Source organism: Nonomuraea sp. SBT364 (genome assembly GCF_001083785.1).
In the GTDB taxonomy this organism is placed as follows: Bacteria; Actinomycetota; Actinomycetes; order Streptosporangiales; family Streptosporangiaceae; genus Nonomuraea.
In genome coordinates this window covers 1-15,160 of sequence record NZ_LAVL01000093.1, presented here as the reverse complement: position 1 = coordinate 15,160, position 15,160 = coordinate 1, and the positions used below count along the sequence as shown (strand labels likewise).

General features: G+C 71.9%; 13 protein-coding genes. 5 read left to right on the top strand and 8 right to left on the bottom strand.

What is annotated here, in order from left to right; all coding sequences use genetic code 11:
• Positions 1-52: 52 nt before the first annotated feature.
• Complete coding sequence (locus tag ADY59_RS31155; RefSeq protein ID WP_049569553.1) at positions 53-1,351, top strand: DUF5685 family protein; 1,299 nt, start codon at positions 53-55, stop codon at positions 1,349-1,351.
• An 88-nt stretch (positions 1,352-1,439) separates the two neighbouring features.
• On the opposite strand, the gene ADY59_RS31150 is transcribed toward ADY59_RS31155, so the two are convergent.
• On the bottom strand, positions 1,440-2,129 hold the full coding sequence (locus ADY59_RS31150; protein WP_231618982.1) for a sulfite exporter TauE/SafE family protein: 690 nt from the start codon (positions 2,127-2,129) through the stop codon (positions 1,440-1,442).
• A 124-nt stretch (positions 2,130-2,253) separates the two neighbouring features.
• On the opposite strand from ADY59_RS31150, the gene ADY59_RS31145 reads away from it, so the two are divergent.
• Complete coding sequence (locus tag ADY59_RS31145; RefSeq protein WP_231618981.1) at positions 2,254-2,988, top strand: neutral zinc metallopeptidase; 735 nt, start codon at positions 2,254-2,256, stop codon at positions 2,986-2,988.
• A 279-nt stretch (positions 2,989-3,267) separates the two neighbouring features.
• Here the strand turns inward: ADY59_RS31145 and acnA are convergent, their stop codons facing one another.
• Positions 3,268-6,024: an aconitate hydratase AcnA gene (gene acnA / locus ADY59_RS31140; RefSeq protein ID WP_231618983.1), complete on the bottom strand. Its 2,757-nt coding sequence runs from the start codon at positions 6,022-6,024 to the stop codon at positions 3,268-3,270.
• A 134-nt stretch (positions 6,025-6,158) separates the two neighbouring features.
• Positions 6,159-6,887 (bottom strand): metal-dependent hydrolase, encoded by a 729-nt coding sequence (locus ADY59_RS31135; RefSeq protein ID WP_049569541.1) that lies wholly within the window; start codon positions 6,885-6,887, stop codon positions 6,159-6,161.
• 261 nt (positions 6,888-7,148) lie between these two features.
• Between ADY59_RS31135 and ADY59_RS31130 the strand changes: the two genes are divergently transcribed.
• Both ADY59_RS31130 and ADY59_RS47710 read left to right on the top strand, forming a co-directional pair.
• Positions 7,149-7,856: a PadR family transcriptional regulator gene (locus ADY59_RS31130; protein WP_049569538.1), complete on the top strand. Its 708-nt coding sequence runs from the start codon at positions 7,149-7,151 to the stop codon at positions 7,854-7,856.
• 3 nt (positions 7,857-7,859) lie between these two features.
• Positions 7,860-8,375, top strand: coding sequence for a DUF1707 SHOCT-like domain-containing protein (locus ADY59_RS47710; RefSeq protein WP_053175300.1), 516 nt, complete (start codon positions 7,860-7,862; stop codon positions 8,373-8,375).
• A 6-nt stretch (positions 8,376-8,381) separates the two neighbouring features.
• On the opposite strand, the gene ADY59_RS31120 is transcribed toward ADY59_RS47710, so the two are convergent.
• The 5 genes from ADY59_RS31120 to ADY59_RS31105 form a co-directional block, all read right to left on the bottom strand.
• Positions 8,382-9,782, bottom strand: a complete 1,401-nt coding sequence (locus ADY59_RS31120; RefSeq protein WP_049569535.1) for a sugar porter family MFS transporter — start codon at positions 9,780-9,782, stop codon at positions 8,382-8,384.
• Between the two features lie 64 nt (positions 9,783-9,846).
• Entirely contained in the window at positions 9,847-9,972 is a 126-nt protein-coding gene (locus ADY59_RS53485) for a hypothetical protein (RefSeq protein WP_269433653.1), read from the bottom strand.
• Positions 9,969-12,428, bottom strand: a complete 2,460-nt coding sequence (locus tag ADY59_RS31115) for a polynucleotide kinase-phosphatase (protein ID WP_049569534.1) — start codon at positions 12,426-12,428, stop codon at positions 9,969-9,971. Before ADY59_RS31115 ends, ADY59_RS53485 begins: the two co-directional genes overlap by 4 nt.
• Positions 12,421-13,884 carry a 3' terminal RNA ribose 2'-O-methyltransferase Hen1 gene (locus tag ADY59_RS31110; RefSeq protein ID WP_049569533.1) on the bottom strand — a complete coding sequence of 488 codons (1,464 nt, stop codon included), beginning with the start codon at positions 13,882-13,884 and terminating at the stop codon, positions 12,421-12,423. Before ADY59_RS31110 ends, ADY59_RS31115 begins: the two co-directional genes overlap by 8 nt.
• A gap of 48 nt (positions 13,885-13,932) precedes the next feature.
• Positions 13,933-14,847, bottom strand: a complete 915-nt coding sequence (locus tag ADY59_RS31105; protein WP_049569532.1) for an LLM class F420-dependent oxidoreductase — start codon at positions 14,845-14,847, stop codon at positions 13,933-13,935.
• A 121-nt stretch (positions 14,848-14,968) separates the two neighbouring features.
• Here ADY59_RS31105 and ADY59_RS52830 point away from each other — a divergent pair.
• On the top strand, positions 14,969-15,160 hold a 192-nt coding region (locus ADY59_RS52830), incomplete at its 3' end, for a hypothetical protein (RefSeq protein ID WP_231618980.1).

Here is a 15,160-nt window from a genome sequence, read left to right as displayed (position 1 = left end):
GACGAAGATCCGGTGCTACGGTGGGCTCCGCCATACTGCACAAAGGGGACGTATGTTCGGCATTGTCCGCCCGTGTCGGCACGTCATGTGCAAAGGGCTCTACGCGGACTGGATGGCCCACCTGTGCGGGCTGTGCCTGGCGCTCAGGGACGAGCACGGGCAGCTGTCCCGCCTGGTGACCAACTACGACGGCCTGCTGGTGTCCGTGCTCACCGAGGCCCAGGCCGTCACGCCTCCCGCGCGCCGGCGGGCGGGGCCGTGCCCGCTGCGCGGCTTCGCCAGGGCCGACGTGGCGCAGGCCGACGGGGCGCGGCTGGCGGCCTCGGTGTCGCTGCTGCTGGCCGCCGGCAAGATGCGCGACCACGTGTCGGACGGCGACGGCCGGTACGCGCGCCCGCTGGTGGCCGCCGCGGCGACCCGCCTGGCGCGCCGCTGGTCGGCCTCGGGCACCACCACCGCGGACGCGCTCGGCTTCGACCCGCGCCCCCTCACCTCGGCCGCGGCCCGCCAGGCCCTCCTCGAACGCCCTCCCCACCTCCCGCCCACCACCCCCACACCAACGGTCAGCGCATCCGTCCCGGACCTCTGGGTGCGGGGCGGGACTCTCCCGGGGGCCCGGGCGGATCGGGGGTCCGTGCCCGGTTCTGCCGGGGTGAGCGCCGGGGTGGCGGGCTCGGCGCCCGATAGATGGGGCCGGGGCGACGGTGAGGGGACGGCAGGAGGCGGGCTGCGGGAGTTGACGGGGCCCACGGAGGAGGCGGTGGCCGCCGCGTTCGGGTACACGGCGGTGCTCGCGGACCGGCCGGGCAACCGGGAGGCTCTGGAGGCCGCCGGGCGCGCGTTCGGCCGGTTGGCGCACCTGCTCGACGCCGTGGAGGACCTGGCCGACGACCGGGCGTCCGGCGCGTACAACCCGCTGGACGCCACCGGCACCACCCTCGCGGACGCGCGCCGTCACTGCGACGCGGCCCGGACCGCGCTGCGCGAGGCCGTCGACGACCTGGACCTGCCCCGGCCGGGCCTGACGCGCGCGTTGCTGGTGAAGGAGACCGGCCGCGCCGTCTCCCGCGCCTTCGCCACCGCGGGCGCTCGCCCGCCCGTGGACGATCCGGGGGCGCCGCCCGGGCGGCGCAGGCAGGATCCGGGCGGGCTGCTGTCGTTCATGTGCACGTCGCTGACCTGCTGTACGTGCGGGCTGTACCGGCCGGAGTGGGACGAGGAGCACGAGAGCTCCTTCTGCCAGCGGTGCGACTGCTCCGACTGGGACTGCTGCTCCAACTGCAACTGCGGCTGCTGCTGCTCGGAGGACGGCGGCTGCTCCTGTGACGGCTGCAGCTGCGGCTGCGACTGACCGCCCGCCGCACCCACGGCGCCACACGACACCACACGACACCACACGGCACCACAGCCGCGACCGGCGACGGGCGACGGGCGTGCCGTCAGGTCAGGAGCGTCACGCCGATGAGCCCGAGGGCCGAGGCCGCGGCGACGGCGAGGATCGCGACCCGGACCTTGCCCTGGTCGAGGTGGCGGCGCAGCGGCCCGGACACCAGGAAGCCGAGGATCATCGGCACGAGGAGCGCGGCCCCGGTGGTGAGCGCGCGCGCCGGCAGGTGGTCGACCAGGGCCAGGATGACGATCGACTGGGCGGCGCCGAGGAAGAAGAACATCGCCAGCGTCGCCCGGATCTGCGGTCCCTTGGCCGTCTGGTACACCAGCGCGACGGGCGGCCCCCCGATGCCGGTCGCGGTGCCGGTGATGCCGGAGACGAAGCCCGCCGAGGTGATCGTCACCCCGTTGCGCGGCAGGCTGACCGCCCGGGCGGTGAGCCCCACGGCGGCCAGCACCATGACCGCCACGAAGACGCTCAGCGCGTGGATGGAGACGTAGACGACGATCACCGCCCCCACGACGCTCCCGGGCAGCCTCCCCAGCAGCGCGAACCCTAGCCCGCGCCAGTCCACCCGCCGCCACTCCACGGCCAGCGTGAACAGCGGCAGCGTCATGTTGACCACCTGCATCGCCCCCGGCATCACCGCGGGGTCCAGCATCGTGAGCACGGGCACCCCCACGAGCCCCAGCCCGAATCCCACGCTCCCTTGGACCACCGCGCCCAGAAAAACCGCCACACCACCGATAATCAGCACCAATGCCGCATGAGTCACAAAAGGGAGTTAACCACCCCAATCCCGCCACCTTGGCGGCGGCAGAGCCTGCGTGCGGGCGGCCCCGCATCCCCTAAGCTGCGTGATCGTGCGTCTGCTTCTCACCCTCCCCCTCCTCGCCGGTCTGGCCGTGCCCGCGCCGTACGAGGACCCGCTGGCCGCGACCGGAAAGCTGGCGACGGCGGCCTGCCCGGAGCCGGCCATCGTCCAGGGCGGCATCCCGCGCACCCGCGAATACCTCACCGCGATGATGAAATGTCTGGATCGATCGTGGTCCAGACACTTCGCCGGGGCCGGCCTGACCTTCCGCAAGCCCGTCGTGCGCTACTACGACGAGCCGGCGACGCGGGTGTGCGGCGGCGACTGGCCCGACGGGGCCGCCGCCTTCTACTGCACCGAGCGGGCCACGCTGGTGTTCCCGCTGACGGGCCGCTGGATCGAGGACCGTACGGACCTCTACCCCCTCAAGGTGGCCGCGCACGAGTACGGCCACCACGTGCAGAGCCTGACCGGGATCAGGAAGCACTACGAGAGCGGCGCCCGCGCCAGCCGCGCCCGGCAGGCGGAGCTGGGGCGGCGCTACGAGCTGCAGGCCGACTGCCTGTCTGGGGTGTTCCTCGGCAGCGTGTGGGGGTCGCTGGCGCGCGGCCGGGGCGACTGGGAGGCCGTGCTCGACGCCACCCGCGCCAGCGGCGACGACGACGGCGAGCGGCGCAGCCACGGCAAGGGCGCCAACCGCGCCTACTGGCTCAAGCGCGGCTTCACCGCACAGCGGCCCGGCGCCTGCGACACCTGGTCGGCCCCGGCCGCCCGGGTGGCCTGACGCGGCGGACATACCTCCGGCATACCGGACGTCACTAACGTTGCGGGAGTGAGAGGCGCCCGCCCCAGCACATGGCCGGTGGGGCGGGAGCCGTAAGGGAGGCCAGGAGCCGCCCGGCGCTGGGTGGTGCGCCGGGCGGCTCCTGGAGGTCGGGTGGATCCCCCGAGGTGGGGGCGTGAGGATCGCACGCCCCGCCCGGCCCCGCGCGAGGGCGCGGCCGGGCTCCCGTCGCCCGCCGCCGGCTGATGACCGGCGCGCGGACGCGGGAAGTCGAGCGGGTCAGGACTTGGCGAGCAGCGAGCGCAGGACGTACTGCATGATGCCGCCGTGCCGGTAGTAGTCGGCCTCGCCGGGCGTGTCGATGCGGACCACCGCGTCGAACTCCACGTCGCCCGCCTTGACGTGCACCGTCTGCGGGACGGAGCCGTCGTTGAGCGCCTCGACGCCGGTGATGTCGAACGTCTCCTCGCCCGTCAGCCCCAGCGACTCGGCCGAGCCGCCGTCGGGGAACTGCAGCGGCAGCACGCCCATGCCGATCAGGTTGGAGCGGTGGATCCGCTCGTAGGACTCGGCGATGACGGCGCGGACGCCGAGCAGCGCGGTGCCCTTGGCGGCCCAGTCACGCGAGGAGCCGGAGCCGTACTCCTTGCCCGCCAGCACGACCAGCGGCGTGCCGGCCGTGGCGTAGTTGACGGAGGCGTCGTAGATGAACGACACCGGCGCGTCGGCCTGGGTGAAGTCGCGGGTGTAGCCGCCCTCGGTGCCGGGCGCGATCTGGTTGCGCAGCCGGATGTTGGCGAAGGTGCCGCGGATCATCACCTCGTGGTTGCCGCGCCGCGAGCCGTAGGAGTTGAAGTCCTTGACCTCGACGCCGTTGGCCTGCAGGTACTGGGCGGCGGGGGTGCCGACCTTGATGGACCCGGCGGGCGAGATGTGGTCGGTGGTGACCGAGTCGCCCACCTTGACCAGCACCCGGGCGCCGGCGATGTCGGTCACCGGCTCCGGCGTGGACGGCATGCCGTCGAAGTAGGGGGCCTTGCGGACGTAGGTGGAGGACGGGTCCCACTCGAAGGTGTCGCCGGTCGGGATCGGCAGCGAGCGCCACAGGTCGTCGCCCTTGAACACGTCGGCGTAGTCGCGCTCGAACATGTCGCGGCCGATCGAGGAGTGCACCACCTCGGCGATCTCCTCCGGCGAGGGCCAGATGTCGCGCAGGTAGACGGGCTCGCCGTCGGCGCCGGTGCCCAGCGGCTCGGTGTCGAGGTCGACGTCCATGGTGCCGGCCAGCGCGTAGGCGACCACGAGCGGCGGGGACGCCAGGTAGTTCATCTTGACGTCGGGGTTGATGCGGCCCTCGAAGTTGCGGTTGCCGGACAGCACGGCGGTGACCGCGAGGTCGTTGGCCTGGACGGCCTCGGAGATCTCGGCGGGCAGCGGGCCGGAGTTGCCGATGCAGGTGGTGCAGCCGTAGCCGACGAGGTTGAAGCCGATCTTGTCGAGGTACGGCTGGAGGCCGGAGCGCTCGAAGTAGCCGGTGACGACCTGCGAGCCGGGCGCCAGCGAGGTCTTGACCCACGGCTTGCGGGTCAGGCCCTTCTCCACGGCGTTGCGGGCCAGCAGCGCCGCGCCGAGCATGACGTACGGGTTGGAGGTGTTGGTGCAGGAGGTGATCGCGGCGATGGAGACGATGCCGTGGTCGATCTCGAAGGAGGTGCCGTCGGCGAGCGTGACGGGAACCGGCTTGTGCGGGCGCGAGCCGTTGGCGTCGGCGTTGGAGGCGGGCGCGTCGGAGGCGGGGAAGCTCTCCTTGACGGCCTCGTCGACGCCGTCGGGGTCGTCGACGTAGGCGCGCACGTCGCGGCGCCAGGTCTCCTTGGCCGCCGACAGCTCGATGCGGTCCTGCGGGCGCTTGGGGCCGGCGATGGACGGCACCACCGTGGCCAGGTCGAGCTCGATGTACTCGGAGAACTCCGGCTCGGGGCCCTGCGGGTCGAGCCACATGCCCTGGGCCTTGGCGTAGGCCTCGACGAGCGCGATCTGCTCCTCGGAGCGGCCGGTCAGGCGCAGGTAGTCGACGGTCTGGCCGTCGATGGGGAAGATGGCGCAGGTGGAGCCGAACTCGGGGCTCATGTTGCCGATCGTGGCCCGGTCGGCCAGCGGCACGGACGAGACGCCCTCGCCGTAGAACTCCACGAACTTGCTGACCACGCCGTGCTTGCGCAGCATCTGCGTGATGGTGAGCACCAGGTCGGTGGCGGTGGCCCCGGCGGGCAGCTTGCCGTTGAGCTTGAAGCCGACGACGCGCGGGATCAGCATGGAGATCGGCTGGCCGAGCATGGCGGCCTCGGCCTCGATGCCGCCGACGCCCCAGCCGAGAACGCCGATGCCGTTCTCCATCGTGGTGTGGGAGTCGGTGCCGACGCAGGTGTCGGGGTAGGCCCTCGTGACGCCGTCTTCGCCGCGGGTCATGACGACGCGGGCCAGGTGCTCGATGTTGACCTGGTGGACGATGCCGGTGCCGGGCGGCACGACCTTGAACTCGTCGAAGGCCGTCTGGCCCCAGCGCAGGAACTGGTAGCGCTCGCGGTTGCGCTCGTACTCGCGCTCGACGTTGCGCTGGAAGGCGTCGGGGTGGCCGAAGTAGTCGACGATGACCGAGTGGTCGATGACCATCTCGGCCGGGGCCAGCGGGTTGATGCGGGCCGGGTCGCCGCCGAGGTCGCGCACGGCCTCGCGCATGGTGGCCAGGTCGACGACGCAGGGCACGCCGGTGAAGTCCTGCATGATGACGCGTGCCGGGGTGAACTGGATCTCCACGCTCGGCGCCGCGTTCGGGTCCCAGGACCCCAGGGCGCGGATGTGGTCGGCGGTGATGTTCGCGCCGTCCTCGGTGCGGAGGAGGTTTTCCAGCAGGATTTTCAGGCTGTACGGGAGGCGGGCAGCGCCTTCGACGGCGTCCAGCCGGAAAATCTCATATGACGCGTCGCCGACGCGCAGCGTGTCACGGCTGCCGAAGCTGTTCGCGGACACGGTGATTCGCCTCCTCCATAGACAGTTGCTCACTTGAGATCCTGCCGCACGCGGGAAGCGTCCTCGACGTCAGGTCACCCTAAGTCGGCCGCGCAGGTCTCTCGACATCAAGATATCTCTAAAAGTATCTCGACATCAAGTTAAACGGGTACGAGCCGCCAGAACAGCAGGCCGACGATGGCGATCGCCAGCACCGGGGCGAGGATCTTCTGCTCGAACTTCTTCCCCGTCTTGATGCCGATCTTCCACGGCAGCACGAACTTGATCGACAGCGGCCACAGCACCGGGCACCCGCGCTCGGTCATGCAGTCGCCCACCACATGCATGAGACAGCCGATCCCCACGGCCAGCCCCAGCCAGGCGTAGCCCACCGATTGCGACATGAACACCGCGTAGAGCCCGGCGGTCAGGCCGATGTTGACCATGGCCGAGCCGAGCTTCTTGCCCGGGATGCCGACGCCGATCGCGCGCAGGGCCAGCCCGATGAGCAGCACGACCATGATGTCGCGGCCGATCGGATAGGTGTTGGCCAGCCAGTGCGTGCCTAACCCGATCGCCACCGCGAACGCCAGCGAGTGGGTGGCGCCCCGGTGCCCGCCGCTGATCCACGAGACGCCCTTGCTCAGCAGCCAGGTGACCGGGCCGAAGGTCTGCGCGATCGTGGCGCTCGGGTGGTCGAGGTCGGGCAGCATGGCGGCGCCGGCGCAGATGATGGCCCCGGCGATCAGCTCCGCCGGGCTCAGCGCGGTGGCCATGATGCCGGTGTCGATGAACCGGGATGACTCGTTCAGCAACGGCAGCGCCGCGAGCGGCGGCGCCAGCCCCAGCCAGGCGATGACCCCGGTGAGCGCGTGCGTGTGCCCCATCATGATCGGGACTGTACGGCAATCGGCGCCCGGGTGTGATGTGCCGGTGAACGCAGACGAGGTCGTCTCCGCGGCGACAGCACCCCCCAGCCCTGCCGACGCGGAACGACCTCGTCTGCTCTGAACAACGGTCCCCTCCCGGATCCTGTTCCCGGATTCCTGGAAGTTTTTGGTGATCTGTCTCACTCGTCCCCGGGCCTTGATGGCGACATGCTTCCGATATATCTTTGAAGCATCGAAGAACAATCGCAAGGAGACGACACCATGACATCCGCTCAGGCGGCAGGGGGCCAGTGGCCCGACGCGCACGAGTTCAAGAAGGCCGCGAAAGAGGCGATCAGGGCCGTGGCCGACGCCTTCGAGCAGGGCCATCCGCACCGGCACCACGGCGGCCCGCACGAGCACCGGTCCCGCGGGCGGCGCGGGCCGGGGCAGTTCCCGTTCGACTTCGGCCGCGGGCCGTGGGGGCAGGGCCCGTTCGGGGGGCACCGGGGCTGGGGCGGCAGGCCGCGCAAGGCCAAGCGGGGCGACGTCCGCGCCGCGATCCTCGCGCTGTTGGCCGAGGAGCCGCGCAACGGCTACCAGATCATCCAGGAGATCGCCGAGCGCAGCGAAGGCGGCTGGAAGCCCAGCCCCGGCGCCGTCTACCCGGCGTTGCAGCAGCTCAACGACGAGGGCCTGGTCGTCTCGGAGGAGAACGAGGGCCGCAAGACCTTCCGCCTCACCGACACCGGCCGCGCCTACATCGAGGCGCACGCCGACGAGGTCCGCGCCCCGTGGGACGAGATGCGGCCCGACATCGACGACAGCACCGCCGACCTGTGGGACCTCTCGCGCCAGTCGGCGTTCGCGCTGATGCAGGTTCTGCAGACCGGGACTGATGCGCAAATCCGCGAAGCGCGCAAGACTCTGGTGGAGACCCGGCGCAGGCTCTACCAGATTCTGGCCGACGGCGACCCGGGCGAGGAGTGAGCGATGGAGGGGGTGGCGACCGCCATGGAACACGGCGACCTGCGCATCGGCGACGCCGAGCGCGAGCGGACGATGGCATCACTGCGCGAGCACTTCGCGCTGGGGCGCCTGACACACGAGGAACTCGACGAGCGCCTGGACCAGACGCTCGCCGCCCGCACGCAGCGTGACCTGGCCAAGGTCACGGAAGATCTGCCGGGCGAGGGCCGCGGTCACGCCGGGCCCGTCCCGCCGCACACGATCGACTCCTGGCAGGCGGCGATGCGCGAGCAGCGCGACCACATGCGCGAGCTGGCCCGCCGGCACCCCGGCATGAGCCGCGACATGCGCAAGCCGTGGCACGGCGGGCACCCGGGACGCCGGCACGGTCACGGTCCCGGCCCCTTCATCCCGCTCCTGGCCATGGCCATGGTGGCGCTGGTGGTGGTCGGCGGAGCCGGCATCTTCAAGGCACTGTTCTTCTTCATCCTCGTGGCCATGGTGTTCTCGCTGGTCAAGCGGGCCCGCCAGCGGAAGTGACCGGGCTCAGCCCATCTCCTCCAACCGGCAGCCCTTGGTCTCCTTGACCCACTTGATGACGAAGAGGAACGACAGCAGGGCGAACAGCGCGTACATCGCGTACGTGAGCGGGAGGTTCCACTCGGCGAGGGCCGGGAACGTGACCGTGATCAGCCAGTTGGCGATCCACTGCGCGGCGGCGGCGACGCCGAGGGCGGCGGCCCGGATCCGGTTGGGGAAGATCTCACCGAGCAGCACCCAGACCACCACGCCCCACGACAGCGCGAAGAACAGCACGAACAGGTTCGCGGCGACCAGCGCGATCATGCCCTGCGGATCGGGCAGCGAGACAGTGCCGCCGACGGGCCTGGCGGCGCTGAACGCCCAGGCGGCACTGGCCAGCGAGATCGCCATGCCCGCGGAGCCGATGAGCAGCAGCGGCTTGCGCCCGATCTTGTCGACGAGCGAGATGGCGATGAACGTGCCGATGATGTTGATGATCGAGCTGGAGAAGCTGATCAGCAGCGAGTCGGACTGGTTGATCCCCACCGACTGCCACAGGACGGACGAGTAGTAGAAGATCACGTTGATGCCGACGAACTGCTGGAAGACCGACAGGATGATGCCGATCCACACGATCGGCAGCAGGCCGAGGGCCGGGCCGCGCAGGTCCTTCATCGTCGGCGCGGCCTCGGTCCTGAGCACGTGCTGGATCTCGCGCACGCGCTCGTCCAGGTCCACCCCTTCGCCCTCGACCTCGGACAGCACGGTGCGGGCCTGCCGGACCCGGCCCGCCATGATCAGGTAGCGCGGCGATTCGGGGATGGTCGAGGCGAACAGCAGGAAGAGCAGGGCGGGCACGACGCAGGCGCCCAGCATCCACTGCCACGCCTGCAGCCCCCACAGGTGGTTGTTGACGTCGCCGCCCGCCAGCCTGGCGATCACGTAGTTGACGAGCTGGGAGACCGCGATGCCGAGCACGATCGCGAGCTGCTGGAACGAGCCGAGCCTGCCCCGGTAGGCGGCCGGCGCCACCTCGGCGATGTAGGTGGGCCCGAGCACCGAGGCCATGCCGATCGCGACGCCCGCGAGCACCCGCCACACGGCCAGGTCCCAGATGGCGAACGGCAGCATCTGCCCGATCGAGCTGATGGCGAACAGGATGGCGGCCACCTGCATGGTCCTGGTGCGCCCCCACCGGTCGGCGAGCCGGCCGCCGATCCAGGCGCCGACGGCCGAGCCGAGCAGCGCGATCGCCACCACGAAGCCCGTCTCGACGGCGCCCACCGCGAAGTGCCGCTGGATGCCGACCACGGCGCCGTTGATGACCGAGCTGTCGTAGCCGAACAGGAACCCGCCGATGGCCGCCGCCGCCGCGATGAAGACGACGTGACCCAGGTTCTCCTGATGGGCGTGCTGAGTAGCCATGCGGGTCCTTCCCCCTCTGGCTGAGGGACATACCCGTGACTACCGTACGTACTGCTCTAATTACTCAAACTTGGGTGAGCCAGAAGACCGCCACCACCATCGCGCCCACCGCCAGGGCCACGCCGTACAGGAGCACGGCGCGGCCGAGGCGGCGGCGCAGGTAGCCGGGGCGGTGCCGGTCGGCGGTCACAGCCGCGGGTCCACGGGCTCGGACTCCAGCGCGAGCACGGCGAAGACCGGCTCGTGCACCCGCCAGCCCGCCTCGCCGTCGGCCAGCCGCGACAGCGCCTCCAGGCCGAGCGCGTGCTCGCGCAGCGCCAGCGAGCGCTTCTTGCCGAGGAACCGCTTGCGCAGCACGTCCAGCGACTCGGTGTAGTCGGGGCCGTAGATGATGCGCAGGTATTCGCGGCCCCTGACCTTGACGCCGGGCTGCACCCGGCCGCCGGTGTGCGCGGCGGGCTTGACCACCATGCCCTCGCCGCCCGCCGCCGTCATCGACTCCCACCAGGCCGTCGCCTCGGCGCGCGAGGACGGCGAGTCCAGCGAGACGAACATGTGCCGGGTCGGCGCGATGATCGGCGAGTCGAGCAGCGCCAGCGTCGACAGGTGCCAGGCGTGCGGCTCCAGCGCCGTGGCCCGGCCCTCGCAGGCGAGGATCTGGAACGGCGCCAGCCGCACCCCCTCCAGGCCGTCGACCGGCCAGCAGTAGCGGGCGTAGGCGTCGCGGAACAGGGCGGCGTTGCCTGCCCGGCGCCGGGTGCGCTCCAGCAGCTCCGACACCTCCAGCCCGCGCCCGGCGGCGGCCTCCAGCGCCGAGACCGCCTCCGGCAGCGCGGCCCGGGCGGCGGCGCCGACGGCGGCGTACTGGGTCCGGATCAGCTGGCCCGCCTTGGCCGACCAGGGCAGCAGCTCGCAGTCGAGCGCCACCCAGTCGGAGCCGAGCGCCTCCCACAGCGGCTCGCACGCCTGCCGCAGCCGGTCGACCAGCGGCGTCAGGTCGCCGAAGAACGGCCGGCCGGTGCGCGTGTAGACGGTGCCAGCGCTGCCGTCGGTGACGCCGAACCGCGCGGCCGCGACCTCGGGCGTGCGGGCGAGCACGGCCACGGCCCGCGAACCCATGTGCTTCTCCTCGCACACGACCTCGGTGACGCCGGCCTCGGCGAACTCCGCGAACGCCTCGTCCGGATGCTCCAGGTAGCCGTCGAGCGCGGACGTCTGCGACGGCGCCATGGTCGGCGGCAGGTAGACGAGCCAGCGCGGGTCGACCGCGAACCGGCTCATGACCTCCAGCGCCGCGGCGGCGTTCTCCTCGGCCACCTTGATCCGGCCGCCGAAGCGCGTCTCGACGTGACGCGTGCCCTGCACGTCGCCGATGTCGAGCATGACCGCGTCGCGCACCGGGCCGCCGAGCGGCTTGACCGACTCGTACCACACCTTCTCGGCGGGCACCTGGACGAGCTCCCGCTCCGGGTAGCGCAGCGCGGTGAGGTGGCCGCCGAACACGCAGCCGGTGTCGAGGCAGATCGTGTTGTTGACCCATTCGGGCTGGACCGTGGGCGTGTGGCCGTAGACGACCATGGCCCGGCCGCGGTACTCCTCGGCCCACGGATAGCGCACGGGCAGCCCGTACTCGTCGGTCTCGCCGGTGGTGTCGCCGTAGAGGGCGAAGGAGCGCACCCGGCCCGAGGCGCGGCCGTGGTAGGCCTCCTTCAGCCCGGCGTGCGCGACCACGAGCCGCCCCTCGTCGAGCACGTAGTGGCTGAGCAGCCCGTCCATGAACGCGCGCGCCGACTCGACGAACTCCGGCGGCTCGGCGGCGAGCTGGTCGAGCGACTCCTGCAGCCCGTGGGCCACCTTGACGTCGCGCCCGGCCAGCGCGCGCACCAGCTTCTGCTCGTGGTTGCCCGCCACGCAGATCGCGGTGCCCGCCGCGACCATGCTCATGACCAGGCGCAGCACGCCCGGCGTGTCGGGGCCGCGGTCGACCAGGTCGCCGACGAACACGGCGGTGCGGCCCTCCGGGTGGGACAGCCCCCGCCAGCCCAGCTCGGCCAGCAGCGTCTCCAGCTCCGCCCGGCAGCCGTGCACGTCGCCGATGACGTCGAACGGGCCGGTCAGCTCCCGCTTGTCGGACCACGCCTTCTCGTAGGAGATCACCGCCTGGTCGATCTGCCCGGCGCCGCGCAGCACGTGGACCTTCCTGAAGCCGTCGCGGGAGATCTTGCCGAGCGAGCGGCGCAGCTCCTTGCGCTGGCGGATCACCACGCGGGCGCCGAAGTCGCGGTCGGGGCGGCCGGCGTTGCGCTCGACGGCGACCTCCTCCGGCACGTCCAGCACGATCGCGTCGGCCAGCACGTCGTGCTTCCTGGCCAGGTCGATGAGGCTCTTGCGGGCGGCGTACTGCACGTTGGTGGCGTCGACCACGGTGAACAGGCCGCGCGCCAGGCGCACGCCGACGATGTGGTGCAGCAGGTCGAACGCGGCCGGGGTGGCGCTCTGGTCGTTCTCGTCGTCGGAGACCAGGCCCCGGCAGAAGTCGGACGAGATGACCTGCGTCGGCGCGAAGTGCCGGGCGGCGAACGTCGACTTGCCGCTGCCCGAGACGCCGACGAGCACCACGAGCGACAGCTCGGGAACGCTAATCACGGGTGAACACCCCCATCTGGGTCGGCGGGCCGACCTCCGGATCCTCTTCGCCCACCGGCCTGAACGCGACCCGGTAGCCGTGCCGGGCCGCCACCCCCTCGGCCCAGGCGGCGAACTCGGCACGGGTCCACTCGAAGCGGTGGTCGGCGTGACGCAGGCCGGTGAGGAATTCGTAGCGGACGTTGTACTCGACGTTCGGCGTGGTCACGAGTACGTGCGCGGGCTTGGCGTGACCGAACACGACGCGTTCGAGCGCGGCCAGCCGGGGCGGGTCCACGTGCTCGATCACCTCCATGAGCACGGCGGCGTCGTAGCCGGCCAGGCGCTTGTCGGTGTAGGTGAGCGCGCCCTGGAACAGCGTGAGCCTGGCGCGCTTGGCGTCGGGCATGCGCTCCAGTTTGAGCTTGCGCGCGGCGATGGTCAGCGCCATCGGCGAGACGTCCATCCCGCCGACCCTGGCGAAGCGCGGCCTGGACAGCAGCGCCCCGACCAGCTCGCCCTGCCCGCAGCCCAGGTCGATCACGCTGACGGCGCCGAGCTCCTCCAGCGTCTCCAGGACGGCCTGACGCCGCTGGGTGTTGAGCGGCTTGCGCTTGGCCGGCTCCGCAGCGGGCTCTTCGGTTTCCGCTCCGGCCTCGGCCGCCGCGGCCTCGTCGCCGGCCGTCCGCCCCGGCGGGGCGTCCTCGGCCACGGCGGGCTCCAGCTGCTCCTCCGTCTCGTCGCCCAGCTCGGCCAGACGGGCGAGCGCGGCGCGGGCCATGGTCCAGCGCCGTCCCATGTAGCGGCGGACGATCAGGTCCCGCTCCGGGTGGTCGCGCAGCCAGCCCTCCCCGGCGCGGATCAGCTTGTCGATCTCGTCCGGCGCGATCCAGTAGTGCTTGGCCTCGTCGAGCACCGGCAGCAGCACGTACAGGTGGTTGAGCGCGTCGGCCAGCCGTACGGTGCCGTCGAGCGTCAGCCGCACGTAACGCGAGTCGCCCCACTCGGGGAAGCCCTCGTCGAGCGGCACCGGCTCGGCCGTGACCCGCCAGCCGAGCGGCGCGAACAGCCGCCCGGCCAGCTCCGGCCCGCCCCGGCAGGGCAGCGCGGGCAGCCGGATCTCCAGCGGCAGCGGCGTGGAGGCCAGCTCCGGCCGGGCTGCGCACCGCCCGGCCCGCGCGGTGCGGAACACGTCGGCCAGCGCCACGGCCAGCAGTGACGAGGCGGCGTAGGGCCGGTCGTTGACGTACTGCGACAGGCTGAAGTCGGGCGACCCCTTGCCCCGCGACCTGGCCAGCGCGACCGGGTCGACGTCGAGCAGCAGCGCCGCCGTGCAGCGCCGCTCGTCCGCCTCGGGGTAGAACACCGTCGCCTCGCCGAACGACTGGCCGAACCGCTGCACCCGGCCGGGATGCTTGTGCAGCAGGAAACCCAGGTCGGTGGCGGGCGGGGCGGTGGTCGAGATCGTCAACAGCACGGCCCAAGTGTGCCGCAACCCGGTTCGGGCATGCCACCGCAAATCCGCTCAGACGTGCGGCAACACCTCTGCCGCGATCAGCTCCAGGTGGTCCAGGTCGGCCAGGTCCATCACCTGGAGGTAGATCCGCTCGGCGCCGAGCTCGCCGAGCCGGCCGATCTTCTCCAGCACCTCGGCGGGGGTCCCGGCCAGCCCGACCTCACGCAGCGTGCCGAGCGGCTGCTCGATGACCGCCGCCCGGCGCTCCAGCTCGGCCCGGTCGCGCCCGACGCACACGGTCTGCGCCGCCGACAGGACGACCGTGCGTCCCGTCCGCTCGCACGCCTGACGTACCCGGTCGAAGGCGGCGCCGGTGTCGCCGAGCCGGTGGAACGGCACGTTGTACTCGTCGGCGAACGTGGCGGCCAGCCGAGGCGTGCGCTTGGCGCCGACGCCGCCGATGATGATCGGCGGGCCCGGCCGCTGCACCGGCTTGGGCAGCGCGGGCGAGTCGACGAGCCGGTAGTAGCGGCCGTCGTAGGAGAACGACTTGTCCGCCGCCCACAACCCCCGGACGATCTCCAGCTGCTCCTCGAAGCGGCCGAACCGCTCCCCCACCGGCGGGAACGGGATCCCGTACGCGGCGTGCTCGCCGTCGAACCAGCCGGTGCCGAGCCCCAGCTCGACCCGGCCGCCGCTCATCGCGTCCACCTGGGCGACGCTGATCGCCAGGGGGCCGGGCAGCCGGAACGTCGCGGGAGTCACCAGTGTGCCCAGCCTGATCCCGGACGTCTCGCGGGCCAGCCCGGCCAGCGTGATCCAGGCGTCCGTCGAGCCGGGGCCCGGGTCGCCCGCGCCGATGCGCTGGTAGTGGTCGGACCGGAAGAACGCGTCGAAGCCGAGGCGCTCGGCGGCCCGGGCGACGGCAAGGAGATCGTCGTAGGTGGCGCCCTGCTGGGGCTCGGTGAAGATCCGCAACTTCATGACGCCATTATCGCCACACAACGGACGTCATCCGGAGATTGCCCCCGCGACACCGCGAACGCTTGCTAACGTCCACCCTCAAGCGCTCCCTGTAGCTCTGTGAACACGGAGGGTGGTCGACATGTCGGCTTCGCGGCGCAGAAGACCCACGGGCACGCTCCCGCGGCCCTTCGCGGTCCTGTTCGCCCTGGCCCTGACCGGAGCGACCGGGGTGGCGGTCTCGCTCCTGCCCGCGCGGGCCACGCTCCAGCCCGCCGGGCCGCCGCCATCACCTCCCGCCCGGCGGGCTGGCGCTGTCTCTTATACAACTCTG

What these genes read in the sequence shown, in the direction of transcription:
- ADY59_RS31155 (WP_049569553.1), top strand. Translation starts at nt 53, where the DNA reads ATGTTCGGCATTGTCCGCCCGTGTCGGCACGTCATGTGCAAAGGGCTC.
- ADY59_RS31135 (WP_049569541.1), bottom strand. Translation starts at nt 6,887, where the DNA reads ATGATGGGGCACACGCACGCGCTCACCGGGGTCATCGCCTGGCTGGGG.
- ADY59_RS31130 (WP_049569538.1), top strand. Translation starts at nt 7,149, where the DNA reads ATGACATCCGCTCAGGCGGCAGGGGGCCAGTGGCCCGACGCGCACGAG.
- ADY59_RS47710 (WP_053175300.1), top strand. Translation starts at nt 7,860, where the DNA reads ATGGAGGGGGTGGCGACCGCCATGGAACACGGCGACCTGCGCATCGGC.
- ADY59_RS31120 (WP_049569535.1), bottom strand. Translation starts at nt 9,782, where the DNA reads ATGGCTACTCAGCACGCCCATCAGGAGAACCTGGGTCACGTCGTCTTC.
- ADY59_RS31105 (WP_049569532.1), bottom strand. Translation starts at nt 14,847, where the DNA reads ATGAAGTTGCGGATCTTCACCGAGCCCCAGCAGGGCGCCACCTACGAC.